This is a genomic window from Streptomyces sp. NBC_01363 (genome assembly GCF_026340595.1).
Taxonomy (GTDB): domain Bacteria; phylum Actinomycetota; class Actinomycetes; order Streptomycetales; family Streptomycetaceae; genus Streptomyces.
Genome location: NZ_JAPEPF010000001.1, coordinates 4643785 through 4662777, shown reverse-complemented (window position 1 = coordinate 4662777; position 18993 = coordinate 4643785). Strand labels below are relative to the sequence as shown.

Below are 18993 nucleotides of genomic sequence, written 5' to 3'. Positions count from 1 at the left end.
CATGACCGTCGACGCCGTCGATCTCATCGACCTCTACGCCGGGGAGGGCGGCGGGGACGAGGAGTACGAGTTCCCCGCCTCCGACGCCCAGAGCCGCCTGCTGGTCCTCGACCAGCTGAATCCGGGCTCCCCCCAGTACAACGTCCCGGTCGCCTTCGCGGTGCACGGGCCCTTCGACACCGCCGCGTTCGGCCGCGCGCTGAACGCGCTCGTCGCCCGCCACGAGGCACTGCGGACCGTCTTCCGGACCGCCGAGAACGGCACTCCGGCGCAGCGCGTCTCGGCCGTCGGGCGGGTGCCGCTCACGGTCCGGCAGCACGTGCCCGCCGACCGTGCGGACGCCCTGGTGCGCGCCGAGGCCGCCCTCCCCTTCGACACCGCCGAGGGGCCGCTGCTGCGCTGCACCGTGTACGCCGTCGACGACGGCAGCCACCGGGTGCTGCTCGTCGCCCATCACCTGGTCTGCGACGGCTGGTCGCTCGGCCTCATGCTGGAGGGGCTGTCCGAGGGGTACCGGCACGAGGCCGGGGGGCAGGCGTACCGGCCGGCCGAACTCCCGCTCCAGTTCCCCGACTACGCGGCCTGGCAGCGGGAGCGTGCCGCGGACGGTGCCTTCGAGGCGTCCGTGGAGCACTGGGTCGACCGGCTGCGCGGCGCGCCCGCCGCCATGGAGCTGCCGCTGGACCACCCGCGCCCGCCGGTCCGCACGGCCGCCGGGGGCACCGAACGCTTCCTGCTCGATGCCGAGGTCAGGGAGCGCCTGGCCGAGGTGGCCGCGGCCCAGGGCGCCACCCCGTTCATGACGATGTTCGCGGCGTACACCGCGTTCCTCTCCCGCGTCTCGGGCGGCGAGGACCTGGTCATCGGCTATCCGGCGTCGGGGCGCGAGCGGCCCGAACTCCAGGAGATGGTCGGGATGCTGACCAACACCCTGGCGATGCGCGTGGACCTGTCCGGCGACCCCTCGCTCGACGAACTCACCCGCCGGGTCCGGGCCTCGATACTGGCGGCGCAGCCCCACCAGGACGCACCGTTCGAGGCGGTCGTCGACACCCTCGCCCCGGTCCGTGAGACCAGCCACGACCCGGTGGTGCAGGTGGCGCTCAGCTACGAGGACGAGGCCGCGCCGGATCTGGCGCTGGCCGGCGCGACGACCGAACGGCTCCCCCTGACCCTGGACACCGCCAAGTTCGACTTCCACCTGTTCATGGAGCGGTGGGGCGCCGGACTCGCCGCCCAGTTCATCTACCGCAGCGACCTGTTCGAGGCCGGCACGGTCCGCCGCTGGACGGACAACTTCCGCACGCTGCTGGCCGGGCTCCTCGCGGACCCGTCCGCACCGCTGTCCGCCGTGGAGCTGGTGCCGGCCGACGAGCGCCGCCGGATCATCGCGGGCGCCGACCGCCTCGCGGAGGCCGCGCCGCTGGACCGCCTGGTGCCCGACCTGATCGCCGACCGAGCGGCCGAACACCCCGAGGCCACGGCCCTGGTCTGCGGCGATCTCCGCCTGAGCTATGCCGAACTGCTCGCCAGGGCCGACGCGCTGGCCGCCCGGCTGCGCGCCGCCGGGGTGCGGCCCGGCTTCCGGGTCGGTCTGCTGCTGCCGCGCTCGGCCGACCAGGGCATCTCGGCCCTGGCCGTCCTGCGCGCGGGCGGCGCGTACGTACCGCTGGACCAGGCCCACCCGGAGGCCAGGCTCCGCCACATGGTGGAGAGTTCGGGCACCGGACTCCTCCTGACCTCCCGGGAGACCGCGGTGAAGGGGGAGAGCCTGGGGGTGCCGTGCATCCGGGTCGACCGCCCGGCCGTCACGGACCCCGTCACCCCGGGGGCCGCCACGACCGGTGCCGCACCGGGCCCCGAGGACCTCGCCTACGTCCTGTTCACCTCGGGCTCCACCGGCGTCCCCAAGGGCGTCGCCATCGAGCACCGGGCCCTGCTCAACCTCACCCGGGCGGTCCGGCACTCCTTCCCGGTCGACGCCGACGACCGGGTGCTGCAATTCGTGTCGTTCGGCTTCGACGTCGCCGTGTCCGACCTCTTCTTCCCCTGGGTGGCCGGAGCGGAACTGCACATCCCGCGGGAGGACGAGCGGATCGGCGAGGCGCTGCTGGAACGGCTGCGGGACTCCCGCATCACCTATGTGTTCCTGCCGCCGTCCGCCGCGATGCTGCTGCCCGACCTGACCGGGCAGCTGCCCGAGCTGCGGACCGTCGCGGTCGGCGGCGAGGCCTGCCCCGCCGAGTTGGTCGAGCGGCTCAGCGCGCCCGGCCGGCGGGTCGTGAACGCGTACGGCCCCAGCGAGGTGACCGTCTACGCGACCACCGGGGACCTCACCCCGGGTGAGCCCGTGGTGCTCGGCGGCGCCGTGCCCGGGGCCCGGGTCTACGTCCTCGACGAGCGGCTGCGGCCGGTCCCCGCCGGGGTGGCCGGTGAGATCTATGTGGCCGGTGCCTCGCTGGGGCGGGGCTACATCGGCCGGCCCGGCCTGACCGCCGAACGGTTCGTCGCCGACCCGCACGGCGCACCGGGAAACCGGATGTACCGCACCGGAGACCTGGGCCGGATCGACGCGCACGGCCTGATCCACTATCTCGGCCGCTCCGACCTCCAGGTCAAGCTGCGCGGCGTACGCGTCGAACTCGGCGAGATCGAGACCCTGTTGGCCGGCGCGCCGGGCGTCGCCCTGGCGGCGGCCACCGTCCGCGGCACGGGCACCGCGCAGCGGCTCGTGGCGTATGTCGTGGGCCGGGACGGGGCGGCGCCCCCGGACGCGGAGCTGCGCGCCCATCTCGCCCGGCGGCTGCCCGGGTCCATGGTGCCCGAGGTGTTCGTGCGCCTGGACGAGATGCCGCTCAGCAGCAACGGCAAGATCGACCGGGCCCGGCTCCCGGAACCCGCCACCGTGCGGTGCCGGCCGGACGGCTCGACCACCGTCGCGGGCACCGCGACCGAGCGGCTGGTGGCGGGCCTGTGGGCCCGCGTGCTCAACCTCGAACTCGTCGCCGTCACCGATCACTTCTTCGATCTGGGCGGCAATTCGATCCGGCTGCTGAGCGTGCTGTCCGCCCTGCGCGAGCTGGGGACGTACGGCGAGCTCAGCCTGGTCGACCTGTTCCGTCACCCCACCGTCAGTTCCCTCGCCGCCTACCTCGACCGGGCGGTCGCCGGGACCGCCGCCGGGGCTCCCGCAACCGCTCCTCCCGCCGACACGGCCGCCGCGCGCGGCGGTGACCGGCACGCACGACGCACCGCCGCAGCCCGACGACTCAGCTACCGGAAAGGCACCACACGATGACCGAGAACGCCAGCGCCGCCGAGCCCCTCGCAGCCGACTCCGCGATCGCGGTCGTCGGGATGAGCGGTCGCTTCCCCGGCGCCCCCGACCTGGACGCCTACTGGGCGAATCTGCTCGGCGGGCTCTGCTCGGTGACCGATTTCACCGAGGCGGAACTGATCGCCGACGGCGCCGACCCGCAGGAGGTGCGCGGCCGCGACCACATACCGGCCAAGGGCCATCTCGTGGACGCGGACCGCTTCGACGCGGAGCTGTTCGGCTTCAACCGCACCGAGGCTGCGGCCCTCGACCCCCAGCACCGGCTGCTCCTGCAGACGGCCTGGTCCGCGCTGGAGGACGCCGGCCGCAGCCCGCTCGGCGGAACGGCGCGTACCGGCGTGTACGTCGGCGGCGGCCCCACCGAGCACATGCTGGCCGCGCAGACCGACCCGCGACTCGCCGCGTCCATCGGGGCGCTTCAGGTACGCATCCTCACCGACCGCGAGTTCCTCGCCCCGTGGATCTCGTACCGGCTGGGCCTGGAGGGCCCGAGCCTGACGGTGCAGACGGCCTGCTCGACCTCGCTGACGGCGGTGCACCTCGCGGTGCAGTCCCTGTTGCTCGGCGAGTGCGACACGGCGCTGGCCGGAGGCGTCGCCGTGGACACGGTGCGCAAGCGGGGCTACATCCACCAGCAGGGCGGCATCTACTCGCCGGACGGCCGCTGCCGTCCCTTCGACGAGCGGGCCGGCGGCACCGTGCCCGGCAACGGGGTGGGCGTGGTCGTGCTGCGCCGGCTGTCCGACGCGCTCGCCGACAACGACCCGATCCGGGCGGTCATCCGGGGCAGCGCCGTCACCAACGACGGAGCCACCAAGGTCGGGTTCACCGCGCCCGGCGTCGACCAGCAGACCGCCGCGATCGTGGAGGCCTGGGCGGCGGCCGGTCTCGACCCGGCCGACGCCCAGTACCTGGAGGCACACGGCACGGCCACCGCGCTCGGCGACCGGATCGAGGCGGCGGCGGCGACCGCCGCGTTCAAGGGCGCGCTCGGCACCGGGCGGATCGGGATCGGCTCGGTGAAGTCGAACATCGGCCACCTGGACGCCGCAGCGGGCGTCGCCGCGCTGATCAAGTCGGTGCTCATGCTGGAGCACGCGACCCTGGTGCCGAACGCCGACGCAGGCCGCCCGCACCCCGAACTGGGCTTCGACGACTCGCCGTTCCACCTGGTCGAGCGGGCGACCGCCTGGCCGGAGCCCGAGCTCGGTCCCCGGCGGTCCGGGGTGAGTTCGGTCGGCATCGGTGGCTCGAATGTGCACGTGGTCCTGGAGGAGGCGCCCCGGCGCAGCGATGCGTGGGAACCGGACGCCCAGGGCGCACCGGAGGTCCTGCTGCTGTCCGCCCGCACCCGGGAGGACCTCGCCGCGATGGCCGGCCGACTGGCCGGGGCGCTGCGGGCGCCGGGTGCCCCGTCGCTCGCCGACACCGCGTACACGCTGTGCCTGGGCCGTGCCCCGATGGCCGTGCGCGGCTATGTGCGGGCCGGGGACCGGGCGGGGGCGGCAGATCTGCTCGCCGAACTGGCCTCGGGCGGTGCGGCGGGCCTGGGCGGGCCCGACCCGCTCGGCGAGGCCTGGCTGGCGGGTGAGCCGGTGGTGCGGGAGGGCGGCGGCCGACGGGTCGCCCTGCCGTCCTACCCCTTCGCCGGGGAGAGCCACGGCGCCTACCGCCTCGGTCAGGTCGCACCGGGCGGGGAGCAGCCGGAGCAGGGCGGCGGTTCCGCCGACCTGGAGCAGGGCGTCCGCGTGCTGCTCGCCGACGCCCTGGGCCTGACGGACACCGACGACCCGGAAATGACGTACTTCGCGGCCGGCGGCGACTCCCTGACCGCTGTCCACCTGGTCGGCTGCCTGCGGGACGACTTCGACCTCGATGTCCCCATCACGCTCTTCCTGGAGCAGCTGACGCTGCACGAGATGGCCCGCCGGATCGTCGCGGCCGGGGAGGGCGACGATTCCCTCGACGCCCTGCTCGCGGAGTTCGAGGCGGAGTGAGTGAGGACACCGCACAGGGCTTGGGCCCCGACCCGGAAGGGGGTCGGGGCCCAAGCCCTGTGCGGTGCGTGGTGTCAGGCGAACGTGCGGGCCGATCGACCGGGCACGCGCGCGGCGATGAGATCCGCGACGAACGTCAGGTGGTCGCCCAGGAAGAAGTGGCCGCCGGACAGTACATGCCGCTCGAAGGGACCTTCGGTCTCCTGCTCCCATGCCTGTACGCCCTCGACGGAGACCCGGGGGTCGCTGTCACCGGTCAGCGCGACGACCGGGCAGCGCAGCGGCGGCCCGGGTACGTGGACGCGGGCGCCCAGCATGGCGTAGTCGGCGCGCAGCGGTGGCAGCGCGAGCTGGAGGATCTCCGGATGCGTCAGCAGCTCGTCGTCCGTACCGGACAGCAGCCGCATCTCCCCGATCAGGTCCTGGTCGCTGGGCGGGTTGGGAAACCGCTCGGGCCGCGGCAGCGACGGGCCTTCGCTGCCCGAGACGATCAGGGCCGCGGGCTCCCGCCCCTCGGCCGCGAGCCGCCGCGCGGTCTCGAACGCCAGGAGCGCGCCCATGCTGTGGCCGAACAGAATCAGTGGCCGGCGCCCGTTCGCCGGGATCGAGGGCAGCACCGCGTCCACGACATCGCCGAGCCGTTCGGCGAACGGCTCGGCCATGCGGTCGTGCCGCCCGGGGTACTGCACGACCAGCGCTTCAGCCCTCCCCCCGACCTCGGTCGTCAGCGAGTGATAGCCACTGGCCGAACCACCTGCGTGCGGGAAGCACAACAACTGCGCTCCGGCGTCGGGGGCCGGGCGGAAGCACCGTATCCAGTTGTCCACGACATCCCTTCTCTCGTGTTCTCGGTCCGGTCCGTGACCGAATCCGTGAACGGTCTCCGCTCACTGTTCGGCGGCGATCCAGCTTTCCAGCTGTTCACGGGTGGTCGCCGGGTCCGCGACGAGAACAGCGAGTTCGTCGTCGCGGGATTCCAGTGTCGTCAGGGCGGGGCAGCGGTGGCAGGCCTCGACACCGACCTGGTTCCACCACTTGCAGTGCGGGCGGAGGTGGCACCGTGGCACGGCGACCGGTCCGGGCTCGGCCGGTACGGTCGTGATCCGTTCGATCAGCCCGCAGGCCTCGCCGACCCGGTTCGCGCAGTCCGATACGCAGTGCGACGCGAACCGGAGCACCCGGTTGGGGGCGATCCCCTCCGGAATGCTACCGAGAACTTCGGCGGCGGGTACGGGTTCGGCCAGGTAGACGACCTGATCGTGCTCCCCGGACCGTACGCCGAGGACAACAGTCTCCGGGCGGCTCGCATCACCGCTCGGACACCATCTGAGGGGGCTTTCCTGCCCGTCCCGGGCAAGGTCCGCAGTGCTGTCCACGGTGCTCACCTCCTATTCGTCAGCAGGAACGCGGGACAGTCGAGTTGACCACCATGCCGCCGATGACTCCATCGGTGACGGCACCCTTCTGCTGCTCGGCGGCAACCGCCTGCGCGATGCTCCTGGCGAGCTGCTCCTGGGTGGTGATCCGCTCCGGGCGCTCGGCGGCAGCGGCGCTGGTGGTGCCGCCGACCGTGACGAGACCGGCAACGAGAGCCGCGGCAGCGGCCGCCGTACGAATGCTGTTGTTCATCCCTGTCCTCCATGGCGTCGGTCATTGCTTACGGGAGTCGACGCTAGAGTCCGGGTCCCGGCGCGATCGGCAGTTCCGGCGGCGGCTTCGGGGGCGGTTCGGGGGCTTCGCGGGAGGCTCGACCCACCGATTGCCGATGGGGCGAACACTCAATAATGTCGCCGGCATGTCGTCAAGCATGCAGCGGAAGCGGATCCGGAAGCCCCCGTCGGACCGGCGTGCGGAAATCGTCGACGCGGCGGCGGCCATCGCCCTGGCCGAGGGGCTGGAGTGCATCACCCTGCGCCGGGTCGCCGAACAGCTCGGTGTCCGCCCCGGTCTCATCAGCCACTGCTTCCCCGTGGTCGAGGACCTGGTGGCCGAGGCCTTCGGCACCGCGGCCGGTGCCGAACTGAACGCCCTGCTGCCGACGGACCGGGCCGCGGGAACACCCACGGACCACCTCGCGCGCTTCTTCGCGCTCGCGACGGGCGCCGCGTACGACGACATCAGCCGGCTGTGGATCAACGCCCGGCACCTCAGCCGCTACCGCCCCGTCCTGCGCGACCGGGTCGGCCACCAGGAAGCCCTGTGGCGCGGCCGTCTGGAGGCCCTCGTCCGCGACGGCACCGACTGCGGCGAATTCCACACCGCCGAGCCGTATGTGACGACGATTCAGATCATGGTCGTCATCGACGGCCTCGGCGCACACGCCAACACCGAAACCGGAGACCGTCCCGAGGTCGTCACGCGTATGGCCGTCAGCACGGCCGAACGCGAACTCGTCCTGGCGGGCAGCACGCTCACCAGGCACGGCGCCGCGCTCGACATCGGTCGCACCGACGCACGCGCGGCGTCCGGCTCCGACGGCTCCTCCGCCGGTTCCGGGGCCTGAGCCCCTCGGTCCCCACCCCGGCGACCGGCCCCGGCCAGGTCCTACCAGCAGGGCTACGGCAACGGCGTGCAGGAGCGGCTGCGCGGATGGCTGGTGGGCGAGGTGTTCGGCAACGAGGAGGACGAGGAGCAGCTGGACCGGACGCTCCTCTTCGGCCGCTTGTGCGAGGGGCTACCGGTCTTCCGCGCGAACGACGCGACGGCTCCCCGGCCCCGCGTCACCACCGCGCGGGACGCCGCGGAGAGGTAGCGCCTACGAACACAGCGCCGCCACGACTCTGCCGCGGAGAAGCTCGTACTCCTCACGGAGTCGCACGATCTCCGCAGGCCGTTCGATCACATCCCCGCCGACGACGATCTCTTCCGGGCCGAACTGCTCTCGGGTGAGATCGACCTCGATGCCCAGGCCCAGCCGGTTCCACCAGTGGTAGTCCACTCGCTCGCCATTGACATGGACCTCGCCACGGATCAGATCACCGCCCAGAAGGTCATGCACCACCAGGGCGGTGACGCCGCACTGGTCGCGCGCCGGGTTGTCCGAAGTCCAGTTCGGCCGGTGAGCCGGCGTCGTGGTGTCCGCGCCCCAACCGCGTCGAATGGCCTGCTCGATGTCGTCGAAGTTCCTCGGTGTCATACCACTCAGCCTCGCAGACGCCTCTGACAATCCGCTCACCCGCTCAAGCCGGTGCACGGATCTGCCGATGACCGTGTGGTCGTCGTCCACCTGCCGCGGTTCGCCGCCGCGCCGCCGTCCGCGGGACTTCCCGGAGAAGTCCCCGGGCGTTGAACGCGGGGGTCCCACCACGCGTACCCCTGGGCGAGACGGAAGTCCTGAACACTGCGGAAGGGAAAGCCGGTATGAGCACATCGCGGAACCACGAGGGACGTCCCGGGCGCCGGGCCGTTGTCGTCGCGGCCGGGGCCGCTTCGGTGGCCGCCGTACTCACCGCCTGCGGCAACCAGAAGGACTCGGGCGGTTCGGATGCGGTCGAACAGGCCGGCACCGGAACGGACGGCAGCGGCGCCGCACTGGCGAGCACGGCCGACATCCCCGAAGGCGGCGGAAAGGTCTTCGCCGACCGGGGCGTCGTGGTGACGCAGCCGAAGGCCGGAGAGTTCAAGGCGTTCTCGTCGAAGTGCACCCACCAGGGGTGCACGGTGTCGAGCGTCTCGGACGGCGCCATCAACTGCCCTTGCCACAGCAGCGGTTTCGACGCCTCGACCGGCGCCGTGACGCACGGACCCGCCACCGAGCCGCTGCCCGCCAGGAAGATCGCGGTCACGGGCGGCTCGATCACACTCCAGCCCTGACCGCGCCGAAGACGAGGGAGAAGTACGCGGCGATGGCGGCGGCGGCCGGGATCGCGGCGAGGCTGCCGCCGGAGTTCCGGGGGGCCTCCAGGGTATCCCGCCTCCACCGGCAGGGGGTCGGTGTCCGTGCGGCACGCCGCAGGGCGGACGGGTCCTCCGGATCAGGCCTCAGGAAGAGCCCCTGACGGAGGTCCGGCTCGGCCAGCAGCCCAGTAAGTCGTCCGTGTTCGTGATGGTGGCGACGAGGGCGAGCGTGTTGCGGATCATCGCGGGGGTGTAGTCGGCCGGCACCCCCGCGATGGCATCGGACGGCACCACGGCCGTGTAGCCGAGATTCACCGCGTCGAACACGGCGTTGGGGATGGCGACATTGGCCGAGACCCCGGTGACGACGAGTGTCCGGCAGCCGAGGTTGCGCAGCAGCGCGTCCACATCGGTGCCGGCGATGGGCGAGAGACCGTGCAGCCTGCGCACGACGAGGTCCTCGGCGGCCACTTCGATCGGCACGGCGATCCGTACCGCGGTGGTGCCGGAGTGCTGCTGCACGGGCAATCGGCCGGCGGCCCGGAAGAGCCGGGCGTTGCTGTTGGCGCCCCGTCCGTCGGGGCGGCGTTCGGCCACCGCGTGCAGCACCTGGACCCCGGCCTCGTGGGCGGCGGCGACCAGCCGGGCGACACGGTGCAGGGCGCCGGACGACCGGGCCTCGTCGGCCAGTTCGGGCAGTGCGCTCCCCGGGCCCACGACCCCCTGCTGGCATTCGACCGTCAGAAGCACGGTGGTGGCCGGATCGAGCTGCTCGGCGAGCTGATTCTTCGATGGCACGGCTGACCCTTTCTGCGACGGAACGGGCGCGCGAGGGTAACCGCCATTGCTTGATGAAGGAAGAGGCCCCATGATCTCTGACACATAGTCAGCAATTGGGAGGAGGCGCCCCCCCATGACCGCCACTCAGCGACGGGGCCGTCGGATCATGATGACGGACGCCGAACGCGACACCTATCTCACCGAGCAGCGCACCTGCCGGGTGGCCACCGTGGCCGAGGACGGCCGCCCGCACATCGGCGCCCTCTGGTTCGCCTGGGACGGAACCTCGCTCTGGCTGTACTCGATCACGCGCAGCCTGCGCTGGTCCCAGCTGCGCCACGACCCGAGGATCGCGGTGGTCGTGGACGACGGGGTGGAGTACGGGGATCTGCGCGGCATCGAGCTCTCCGGCGAGGCCGTCCCGGTCGGCGAGGCGCCCCGGACCGGCGAACCGTGCCCCGAACTCGGTGTGCCGGAACGACTGTTCGCGGCGAAGTACTTCGGCATGGACACCATGCCGCACGACGGCCGTCACGCCTGGCTGCGGCTGACGCCGCAGGCCATCACCTCCTGGGACTTCCGGAAGCTCGCGGGGCCTTCCCCCATCTGAGAACCCCCTCCCCCACCTGCGCCTACGGCGCGTCCAGCTCCTGGCCGACCGCGCGCAGGGCCGTCACCGCCGCCCTGATCGAGGGACGCCGGTCCGCGTCGGTGCGCCACACAGCGTGGACATGGCGTCGCATCTTCTGCCGTACGGGCACGAGCCGCACCCCGTCCGGTACCGGCCCTCGGCCGAGTCTGGGCGCCACGCAGACGCCCATCCCGGCTGCGATCAGGGCGAGTTGGGTGTGGTGCTCGCCCGCCAGGTGCGCGATGCGCGGTTCGATGCCCTTCGAGCGGAGGGTGAACATCAGCCAGTCGTAGCAGAACTCGCCCTCGGGCCAGGACACCCAGTCGTCGTCGGCGAAGTCCTCCAGATCCACCTCGGCCCGGTCGGCGAGCCGGTGGCCGGCCGGCATCGCGATGTCCGGTGCGTCGTCCAGGAGTTCGGCCTTGGCCAGGCCACCGGGCACGGGCAGCCGCTTGTTGCTCCAGTCCAGCACCACCGCCAGGTCGGTGTCGCCCCTGATCACAGCACGGATTCCGTCCTCGGGCTCCAGTTCCCGGGTGCGTACGCGCAGTTCGGGGTGGTCCCTGCGCAGCGCGTGGAGCGCCGCGGGAAAGAGTCCGCGCGCCGCGGTCGGAAAGGCGGAGAGCCGGATCTCGCCCACCACCTCGCCGCGCTGCGCCTCGATGTCGGACTGGGCCAGCTCGACCTGGGACAGGATCCGGGCCGCGTGGTCGGCGAGCAGCCGGCCCGCGTCGGTGAGCCGGACCCCGCGCCCGTTCTTGGCCAGGAGGCGTTGCCCCACCTCGCGCTCCAGCTTCGCCATCTGCTGGGAGACCGCCGATGTGGTCACATGCAGCCCCTCGGCGGCGCCGCTCACGGAACCGTGCCGGGCCAGTGCGTCCAGGGTGCGCAGGCGCTCCAGATTCAACATGTAAGCAATGCTACGCAGACCCTCACACAGAATCTCGCTTGTTCTACGTGGTCCGCTTCGTCATCGTTGAGCCCATGAGCCCCGCCGCCACACCGAAGACCACATCTCCCGCCGAGCCGTCCGCCCCTGTCCCGACGGCTGTCCCGGTGTCCGCCCCGGCTCCGGCAACCACCGCTCGCCCGGCGCTGGACTGGCGGATCCGGTTCGGGGCGCTCTCGCTCATCTGGGGCTTCAGCTTTCTCCTGATCAAGGTCGGCACCGAGGGGTACGCCCCGTTCCAGGTCACCCTCGGCCGTCTGCTGTCCGGCACGGCGGTGCTGGCCGTCGCGATGGTGGTCCGGCGTGAGCGACTGCCCCGCGGTGCCCGCACATGGGGGCACCTGGCCGTCGCCGCGTTCTTCCTGAACGCGCTTCCGTTCTCACTCTTCGCCTATTCCGAGCTGACCATTCCCTCGACGCTGGCAGGCATCTGCAACGCGGCCTCGCCCCTGTGGGGCATGGCACTGTCGCTCGTCGCACTCTCCGAGGACCGGCCGACCCGTCGCCGGGTCGCCGGCCTCGGGCTCGGCTTTCTCGGCGTACTGACCGTGCTCGGCGCCTGGCAGGGTTTCTCCGGGCTGGACTTCAGCGGCACGGCCATGGCCCTGCTCGCCTCCCTCAGCTACCCGATCGGCTGGATCTACGTCCGCAGGACGCTGGCGGGCAGCGGCTCTTCGACGCTGTCGCTCACCGGCAGCCAGCTCTTCCTCGGCACGGTGCAGATCGCCCTGGTGACCCCGCTGTTCACCTCGGCTCCCGATGGATTCCCGCTGCTCCCGACCCTGGCCGTGGTGACCCTCGGGGCGCTCGGTACCGGCCTCGCGGTCCTGATGCAGTACGGCCTGGTGGAGGAGGTCGGACCGACGACCGCGCAGATGGTCACCTACTTCATCCCGGTCATCGCCACCACCGCCGGAGTGGTCGTGCTCGGCGAGCAGTTGAGCTGGAACACTCCGGTGGGAGCCCTCGTGGTCCTGGCGGGCGCCGCTCTCACCCAGAGCAGGGCCCGGAGCGGCCGGGCCTCCGGCGGCCGGGCCAGGACCGGGGATCACCCGTAGTTCAGCGGCTTCACCGGTCCCGTCGCTGCCGCCACCGCATCCGCCAGTGGCCCGATGTCGGCCTCGGCGAGCGACGAGACGGTGAGCCGGATCCCCTGGGGCGCGGTCATCCGGAACCGCGCCCCGGGCGCCACGGCCCAGCCGGAGTGCAGCAACCTGGCCACGGCACCGGTCTCGTCGCCGACCGGCACCCACACATTCATCCCGCTGCGTCCGTGGGCCGCCACACCCCGCTCCGCCAGCGCCCGCACGAGGCCGTCCCGCCGGTCGGCGTACGCCCGCGCCACCTCGACCGGGTCGACGGCATCCGAGCTCCACAGGTGCACCACGGCCCGTTGCAGCAGTCTGCTGACCCAGCCGGGGCCCAGCCGCTGCCGCCCCGCCACCCGGTCGACCGTGACCGGGTCGCCGGTCAGCACGGCGACCCGCAGGTCCGGCCCGTACGCCTTGGCGACGGACCGTACGAATGTCCAACGGTCGGTGGCACCCGCCAACGGATGGAGCGGCAGATCGACGATGCCGTGCCCGTGGTCGTCCTCGATCAGCAGGACATCGCGGTGTCCGGCGAGAACCCCTCGCAGCTCGAAGGCGCGCCCGGCACCGATCGCCGCGCCGGTCGGATTCTGCGCGCGGTCCGTGACCACCAGCGCACGGGCGCCGGCGTTCAGCGCGTGCTCGACAGCGTCGGGCAACGGCCCCTCGTCGTCGACCGCGACGGGCACGGGGCGCAGCCCCAGCGCCGGTACGAGATCCAGCAGGCTGCCCCAGCCCGGGTCCTCGACCGCCACCGCGTCACCGGGCCTGAGGTGCGCGACCAGCACGCGCTCAATCGCGTCCAGCGAGCCGGAGGTCGCGACCACGGGTCCGGCCGGCACTCCGTCGGCGTCCAGTGCGGCGCGGGCGAGCGCGGCGAACTCCGGGTCCACCGGCGCCTGTCCGTACATGCCGGGCTGCCGCGCGTACTCCCCCGCGACCGCCGCGAAGGCTTCGTCCAGCGCGGGCAGCAGGCCCGGGTCGGGGTTGCCCGCCCCCAGGTCCCGCACGCCCGCCGGCGCCTCCACCCCGAGCGATCCGCGCGCCGTACTCGCGGGACGCGGCCGCACCCTGCTGCCCCGGCGCCCGGCCGTCTCGATCACCCCGCGCTCGCGGAGCGTGCGGTAGGCGGCCGCCACCGTGTTCGGATTCACCCCCAGCCGATCGGCCAACTCCCGCATAGGAGGCAGCACTTGGCCGGGTTCGAGCCCACCGGACCCGACCGCGCTCTCCACACTGGCGGCAATTTCCGATGCGCGCCGCCCAACAATCCGATACTCTCCTAGCACAAACAAGATTATGCACTAGTGCAATGGAGTACGCAATGTCGGACACCGCATCGCCGCAGACCACGGGCCCGGACACCCCAGCCGGATACGAGCCGACCGAGCGCACCGTCCCGACCCGTTCCCGCGAACGGGCGGCATACGACCGGGAGGTGGTCCACTCGATACTCGACGAGGCGTACGTCTGCCACCTCGGCTTCGTCCGTGACGGCGCGCCCGTCGTCCTGCCGACGCTCTTCGGCCGGATCGGCGACCGGCTCTACGTGCACGGCTCGACGGGCTCCCGCCCCCTGCGCGAGGCGGGCCGCACCGACCCCGGACTGCCCGTGTGCCTGACGGTGACGCATGTCGACGGGCTGGTGCTGGCCCGCTCCGCCTTCCACCACTCGATCAACTACCGCTCCGTGGTGGTCCATGGCGTCGCGCAGACGGTCACCGACCCGCAGGAGCGGCGGACCGCTCTCGACGCCATCGTCGACCACGTGGTGCCGGGCCGGTCCGCCGACTCACGGCCCGCCGACGAGAAGGAGCTGGCCGCGACCGCGGTGATCCGGCTGGACCTGCGGGAGGTGTCCGCCAAGATCCGCACGGGCGGCCCCAACGACGACCCCCGCGACCTCTCGCTTCCCCACTGGGCGGGCGTCGTCCCGCTCGCCCGCGGATACGAGACGCCGCTCCCTTCGGACGACCTCGACCCCGCGATCGGGGTGCCGGACTACATCACCGCACTCTGACGCACGCCGAGGAGCGGGCCCACGGCCGGGCAACGGGTCCGCCGTCCCGGCGGCCGGTTCGTCGCGGCCCCCGGCTCGCCCAGGACCGCGACGAACCGCTCGATGCCTGCCCGCGGGCCCGGCGGCCCGTCGCCGTCACGTCGCGGCACGCCCGGCGGACAGCTCCCCCTCGGCGGCTGCGCGGCCGGCGTCCGGCCCTTCGGCAGCCCCCGCGGCGAGCCCCGACGCGACGGGACCCGAAGGCGTCCGCGGTGTCGACGACTGGGCGATGAAGGCGCCGAACAGCACCATGGCCCCACCGATGAGCTGGGGCGCCGACAGGTGCTCACCGAGCATCACCCAGGCGAGCACGGTGGCGATGACCGCCTCGAGACAGGCGACCACGCCCGCCACCGCGGGCGAGAGCAGCCGCACCGAGATCACCCCGGTGACGTAGGCGATCACGGTCGCCAGCAGCACGATCCAGACGAGCAGCAACCAGGCCGGAACATCCGTACCGTCCATGCCGGCGCTGCCCCCCAGGACCGACCAGTCCATGCCCCAGGGCCGCGCGACCACCGTGAGGACGAGCGCACCGATCAGCAGCCCGTAGGCGATGACACCGACCGGATGCGGCGGTTCGACACCGTCCGCCCCGTCCGCACTCCCCTGGTCCGACAGGACGAAGTAGCCGACCTGGCAACCGGCGGCTCCGAGCGCGAGCAGCAGTCCGACCGCGTCGAAGCTCAGCCCCGACCAGACCTCGACCACGCATGCCAGCCCTCCGACGGCGAGCACCACGCCGACCGCGGCCCGCCGGGTCACCGGCCTGCGTTGGACGAACCGGACCCAGCCGAGAACGAGCGCGGGCGCCAGGTATTCGACGAGCAGCGCGACACCGACGGGAATCCGGGAGATCGCGGCGAAGTAGCAGGCCTGTACACCCGCGACGGCGAGCAGTCCGAAGCCGAGCAGCAGGACCGGCCGGCTGCGCACCAGGCCCCGGTGACGCCAGGCCACCGGCAGCATGACCAGGGCCGCGCCCGCCACCCGCAGCCACACCACGTGGAGCGGATCGAGCCCCGCCTCGATCAGCGGCTTGGCCGCCACCCCTGAACCGCCGAATGCGAACGCCGAGGCCAGGGCTAGTCCCAGGCCGGCGCTTCTCCCCTGAGACGCGTGCATCGGCCCATCATGACAGCTGCGGTCAGTAGCGTCATCCAGGTGACCCCTGACACGCTCGCCGCCGGGTACGTGGCTCCGCCGCGGCCTCCCCCGTCAGCTCCGGGGGGCGGGCGCACACCGGAGGATCAGCCTCCGGCCTCCCACACGCCCTGATCCGAAGCATCCGCGATCCGGGCGGCGAGCCGATCCGCGTCGATCCCGCCCCGCACCAGCACCTCGACGGCCCGGCACTCGTGATCCATGGCCAGTGCCGCGAGCAGATCGAGCCCTCCGGCCCGCGCATCGCCGCGCTTCTCCGCCCGCTCAAGCGCTCCGGCCATTGCCGAAGCGGCCGAGGGCGACCAGCCCTCCACCCCCGAGTCCCGCACGGCGGAGTCCAGGTCCGGAACGACCGGGACGGCGCCGGAGTCCTCCACCGAGCCCTGCCAACGGAGCCCGTATCCGATACTGCGCTGGACGAGATAGCCGAGCACTCTGGCCAGTTGAGGGCCGCCCTCGAAGGCCGCCCGCACCGCGGGGTCCGATTCGATGAGGGAGTGCAGCAGATGCGCCGTGTCGATCTGCCGGTCACCGTCGCGCAGTGCACGCCTGCGGGCGCCCGTCACCACCGCGGCCAGCTCCACCGTGAGTCTGGCGTCGAGCTCGGCACGGTTCGGTACGGGCTGCTGAGGAATCCGCGGCGTCCGGTTTTGCACACCTCTTACCCCATCAGACCCGCAGCGCCGATACATCCCCGGAGGGACTCATCTAGGCATCCCACGCAAGTTGGGCACACCCGAACGGTTTCTCCTCCTTGCGGATGAGATCTCGCCATTTCCGGATCCGATCGGTGAAAAGGGCGCGCGCCGCCTTGCCACGCGCTCCCTGAGCAACCGGACGCCGCCCCCGTACGTCCCACAGGCCATACCCCATGCGACAGCCGGAAGGGAGACCGCGGACGTGTCCTGGTTGGTCGCCCTTCCGGCACTCGACGGGCGGGAGTACGTGTACCGGGTCCACGCACCGGCCGACGCGCTGCACGCCGACCTCTTCTGGGCCGCGTTCCACTGCCACGACGACGGTCCGCACCCGCGCGCCTTCGACCGGTTCGACGACGCCCTGATCTGGCGCACGGGAGCGTAAGGAACCGGCCATACAGATCTGACGGTTCATCAGTATTGAATGTTCCGGTCACTGCGGCTACGTTCCGCGACACCGTAACCCGCCGAGAAGGGGTGGTCGCATGGCCGAAGTCAGTGCAGAGGCGCGCATCGAAGCACCGGCCGAGAAGGTGTGGGCCCAGCTGACGGACTTCACCGCGTACGACCAGTGGAACGCCACTCACACCAGCTTCCCCAAGGGCGGTCCGGCGACACTCGAACTCGCGGCCACCTACGAGGAGAACATGAAGCTCATGGGCTTCCCGGCCGAGGTGACCTGGACGGTGGCGGAACTGGAGACCGCGCGCCTGCTGGCCACCAAGGGCAAGGGCCCGATGGGAGTCAACCTGTCCATGCGCTACTCACTGACCCCCGACGGGGACGCCACCACGGTCCGCATCGACGGGGAGTTCACCGGCGCCGCGGTCTCCCTGATGGCGGGAAAGCTCAAGGACTCGGCGACGGCCGCGCTCGTCGAATCACTGCGCAAACTGGGCGGACTCATCGCCGCCTGACTCCACCCCGCCGACGGGAAGGGCCTCGCGGCTCGGCCGCGAGGCCCTTGTCACCACACCCGCGGGCACCACGCCCAGGGGCTCAGTGCTCGTCGGCAAGGATCAGGTACAGCTTCTTACGGGCGTCGTTGATGACCGTGAGAGCCTTCTGGCGCTGATCGGCCGAGCCGGTCTTCCAGACCTGGCCGAACGCCTCCATCAGACCGAAGCCGGCCTGCCGGATCTCGTTGACGCTCTCCCAGTCGACACCACGCCCGGCTTCCTCCCAGGGCGCCTCGGGCCCCGACTCCGCCTCGGTGCGGCCGGTGTCGGTGAGCGTGAACAGCTTCTTGCCGCCCTCGCTCGCACTGACGATCAGCCCCTCGTCCTCCAGCAACTGAAGGGTCGGGTAGACCGAGCCGGGGCTGGGACGCCAGGCCCCGCCACTGCGCTCGCCGATCTCCTGGATCATCTCGTAGCCGTGCATCGGCCGGTCCTTCAGCAGCGCCAGGATCGACGCGCGTACGTCACCACGCCGCGCCCTTCCCCTGCCGCCACCCCGGCCGCGCCCGCCGCCGAAGGGACCACCCCCGAAAGGTCCACCCCCGAAAGGCGGCCCGAACTGCCCGAAGGCCGCCCGTCGCCCCTCGAAGTCGCCACGCCCCTGATGACCGGGCCCGCAGTGCCCACGCCCAGGTCCGAACTCATGCTCGTGCCCATGTGAACGCATCGCTACGCTCCTTCCATCGTTGATCTGTCGCGATGCGTCAACGATATATCGGAACCGATCGCCTGACAATCCCTTGCTCGGCTGCCCGTTGTTTCGCGCCAGAAGATCCTGGCTCTACGACAGGAGGTCCTGGCCGTTCGCCAGGACCGACTGCGCGGACTTCGTACAGGTCGGCACCCGTGAATACCGGCAGGTTCGACCGGCCGGAGGCGCGGCTACAGGTCGGTGTACGCCTGGCGGGCCCTCGCCCACTGTTCCTCGAACTCGCTCCGGCTGATCTCCTGCCCCGCCAGTGCGGGGTCGAAGAGGTCCGCGACCGGCGGGTTGAACAGCCAGTCGTCGGGGCTACTGCGCACGGCGGTCCCGTCCCCGGCCAGCTCCACCCGACGGCCCCGGCGGCCGTCGGACCCCACTTCGATCAGCTGGACGGCCGGTTCGTCGTCTTCCTCGTCCGAGCGGCGCCGCAGGTACACGATGTCCCGGTCCGCGAGCGCACCGAAACCCTCGAGCCCCCGCTGTGCGTGCCGTTCGGCACGCAGGCCGTCAAGTCCCGGAGGCATCCGAGAAGCGTCGATGTCGACCATCTCCAGCTCCTCGAACCGGGCCACCGTCTCCGGGTCGGTGACCACCTCGACCCAGGCGAACGCTTCGAGGACCTCCCGCGCGGACCGCGCGCGGATCCACCACCACAAGCCGCCCATGCCGTAGTCGTGCAGAGTGAGGAACGAGCGCTTGTGCGCGGTGCCGATATCAGTCATGCGGGCTGAGCCCAAGGACTGTCCCGCAGTCCCTGGCGGGCGTGCGACGCCGGGTTCCGATCCGGC

The 18993-nt window shown here is 72.1% G+C and carries 21 protein-coding genes; 10 read left to right on the top strand and 11 right to left on the bottom strand.

Features of this window, described 5'->3' with window-relative positions; genetic code table 11:
• The first annotated feature begins 1 nt into the window (after position 1).
• Positions 2-3298: an amino acid adenylation domain-containing protein gene (locus OG611_RS21250; RefSeq protein WP_266422455.1), complete on the top strand. Its 3297-nt coding sequence runs from the start codon at positions 2-4 to the stop codon at positions 3296-3298.
• Positions 3295-5334 (top strand): type I polyketide synthase, encoded by a 2040-nt coding sequence (locus OG611_RS21245; RefSeq protein WP_266422454.1) that lies wholly within the window; start codon positions 3295-3297, stop codon positions 5332-5334. Before OG611_RS21250 ends, OG611_RS21245 begins: the two co-directional genes overlap by 4 nt.
• Before the next feature lie 74 nt (positions 5335-5408).
• Here the strand turns inward: OG611_RS21245 and OG611_RS21240 are convergent, their stop codons facing one another.
• The 3 genes from OG611_RS21240 to OG611_RS21230 are packed head-to-tail and all read right to left on the bottom strand — an operon-like array spanning position 5409 to position 6963.
• A complete protein-coding gene (locus OG611_RS21240; RefSeq protein WP_266422452.1) occupies positions 5409-6161 on the bottom strand; it encodes a thioesterase II family protein in 753 nt (250 codons plus the stop codon).
• A gap of 60 nt (positions 6162-6221) precedes the next feature.
• Positions 6222-6710: a hypothetical protein gene (locus tag OG611_RS21235; protein WP_266422450.1), complete on the bottom strand. Its 489-nt coding sequence runs from the start codon at positions 6708-6710 to the stop codon at positions 6222-6224.
• 19 nt (positions 6711-6729) lie between these two features.
• The gene (locus OG611_RS21230) at positions 6730-6963 is read right to left on the bottom strand and encodes a hypothetical protein (RefSeq protein WP_266422449.1); all 234 of its coding nucleotides are present in this window, start codon (positions 6961-6963) and stop codon (positions 6730-6732) included.
• A 166-nt stretch (positions 6964-7129) separates the two neighbouring features.
• Between OG611_RS21230 and OG611_RS21225 the strand changes: the two genes are divergently transcribed.
• Together OG611_RS21225 and OG611_RS21220 are read left to right on the top strand one after the other, a co-directional pair.
• The gene (locus OG611_RS21225; RefSeq protein WP_266422447.1) at positions 7130-7837 is read left to right on the top strand and encodes a TetR/AcrR family transcriptional regulator; all 708 of its coding nucleotides are present in this window, start codon (positions 7130-7132) and stop codon (positions 7835-7837) included.
• Between the two features lie 66 nt (positions 7838-7903).
• Entirely contained in the window at positions 7904-8086 is a 183-nt protein-coding gene (locus tag OG611_RS21220) for a hypothetical protein (protein WP_266422446.1), read from the top strand.
• A gap of 3 nt (positions 8087-8089) precedes the next feature.
• Here the strand turns inward: OG611_RS21220 and OG611_RS21215 are convergent, their stop codons facing one another.
• Positions 8090-8470 carry a hypothetical protein gene (locus OG611_RS21215; protein ID WP_266426077.1) on the bottom strand — a complete coding sequence of 127 codons (381 nt, stop codon included), beginning with the start codon at positions 8468-8470 and terminating at the stop codon, positions 8090-8092.
• Between the two features lie 224 nt (positions 8471-8694).
• On the opposite strand from OG611_RS21215, the gene OG611_RS21210 reads away from it, so the two are divergent.
• Positions 8695-9147, top strand: coding sequence for a Rieske (2Fe-2S) protein (locus tag OG611_RS21210; RefSeq protein ID WP_266422445.1), 453 nt, complete (start codon positions 8695-8697; stop codon positions 9145-9147).
• Positions 9148-9315: 168 nt separating this feature from the next.
• On the opposite strand, the gene OG611_RS21205 is transcribed toward OG611_RS21210, so the two are convergent.
• Entirely contained in the window at positions 9316-9969 is a 654-nt protein-coding gene (locus OG611_RS21205; protein WP_266422443.1) for a cysteine hydrolase, read from the bottom strand.
• A gap of 115 nt (positions 9970-10084) precedes the next feature.
• Here OG611_RS21205 and OG611_RS21200 point away from each other — a divergent pair, with 115 nt between their 5' ends.
• A complete protein-coding gene (locus OG611_RS21200; RefSeq protein ID WP_266422441.1) occupies positions 10085-10561 on the top strand; it encodes a pyridoxamine 5'-phosphate oxidase family protein in 477 nt (158 codons plus the stop codon).
• A 22-nt stretch (positions 10562-10583) separates the two neighbouring features.
• On the opposite strand, the gene OG611_RS21195 is transcribed toward OG611_RS21200, so the two are convergent.
• Positions 10584-11492 carry a LysR family transcriptional regulator gene (locus OG611_RS21195; RefSeq protein WP_266422440.1) on the bottom strand — a complete coding sequence of 303 codons (909 nt, stop codon included), beginning with the start codon at positions 11490-11492 and terminating at the stop codon, positions 10584-10586.
• 74 nt (positions 11493-11566) lie between these two features.
• Between OG611_RS21195 and OG611_RS21190 the strand changes: the two genes are divergently transcribed.
• A complete protein-coding gene (locus OG611_RS21190) occupies positions 11567-12589 on the top strand; it encodes a DMT family transporter (protein WP_266422438.1) in 1023 nt (340 codons plus the stop codon).
• On the opposite strand, the gene OG611_RS21185 is transcribed toward OG611_RS21190, so the two are convergent.
• Complete coding sequence (locus tag OG611_RS21185) at positions 12580-13911, bottom strand: aminotransferase class I/II-fold pyridoxal phosphate-dependent enzyme (protein WP_266422436.1); 1332 nt, start codon at positions 13909-13911, stop codon at positions 12580-12582. The two genes, OG611_RS21190 and OG611_RS21185, sit on opposite strands and share 10 nt — an antisense overlap.
• Before the next feature lie 35 nt (positions 13912-13946).
• On the opposite strand from OG611_RS21185, the gene OG611_RS21180 reads away from it, so the two are divergent.
• A complete protein-coding gene (locus tag OG611_RS21180; RefSeq protein WP_266422434.1) occupies positions 13947-14642 on the top strand; it encodes a pyridoxamine 5'-phosphate oxidase family protein in 696 nt (231 codons plus the stop codon).
• A gap of 135 nt (positions 14643-14777) precedes the next feature.
• Here the strand turns inward: OG611_RS21180 and OG611_RS21175 are convergent, their stop codons facing one another.
• Together OG611_RS21175 and OG611_RS21170 are read right to left on the bottom strand one after the other, a co-directional pair.
• Positions 14778-15806, bottom strand: coding sequence for a DMT family transporter (locus OG611_RS21175; protein WP_266422433.1), 1029 nt, complete (start codon positions 15804-15806; stop codon positions 14778-14780).
• 125 nt (positions 15807-15931) lie between these two features.
• On the bottom strand, positions 15932-16501 hold the full coding sequence (locus tag OG611_RS21170) for a Clp protease N-terminal domain-containing protein (protein WP_266422432.1): 570 nt from the start codon (positions 16499-16501) through the stop codon (positions 15932-15934).
• Between the two features lie 244 nt (positions 16502-16745).
• Here OG611_RS21170 and OG611_RS21165 point away from each other — a divergent pair, with 244 nt between their 5' ends.
• Positions 16746-16928: a hypothetical protein gene (locus OG611_RS21165; RefSeq protein WP_266422431.1), complete on the top strand. Its 183-nt coding sequence runs from the start codon at positions 16746-16748 to the stop codon at positions 16926-16928.
• A 100-nt stretch (positions 16929-17028) separates the two neighbouring features.
• Positions 17029-17460, top strand: a complete 432-nt coding sequence (locus OG611_RS21160) for an SRPBCC family protein (protein ID WP_266422429.1) — start codon at positions 17029-17031, stop codon at positions 17458-17460.
• A gap of 82 nt (positions 17461-17542) precedes the next feature.
• On the opposite strand, the gene OG611_RS21155 is transcribed toward OG611_RS21160, so the two are convergent.
• Together OG611_RS21155 and OG611_RS21150 are read right to left on the bottom strand one after the other, a co-directional pair.
• Complete coding sequence (locus OG611_RS21155) at positions 17543-18169, bottom strand: PadR family transcriptional regulator (RefSeq protein ID WP_266422427.1); 627 nt, start codon at positions 18167-18169, stop codon at positions 17543-17545.
• 215 nt (positions 18170-18384) lie between these two features.
• On the bottom strand, positions 18385-18927 hold the full coding sequence (locus OG611_RS21150) for a hypothetical protein (protein WP_266422426.1): 543 nt from the start codon (positions 18925-18927) through the stop codon (positions 18385-18387).
• Positions 18928-18993: the final 66 nt, after the last annotated feature.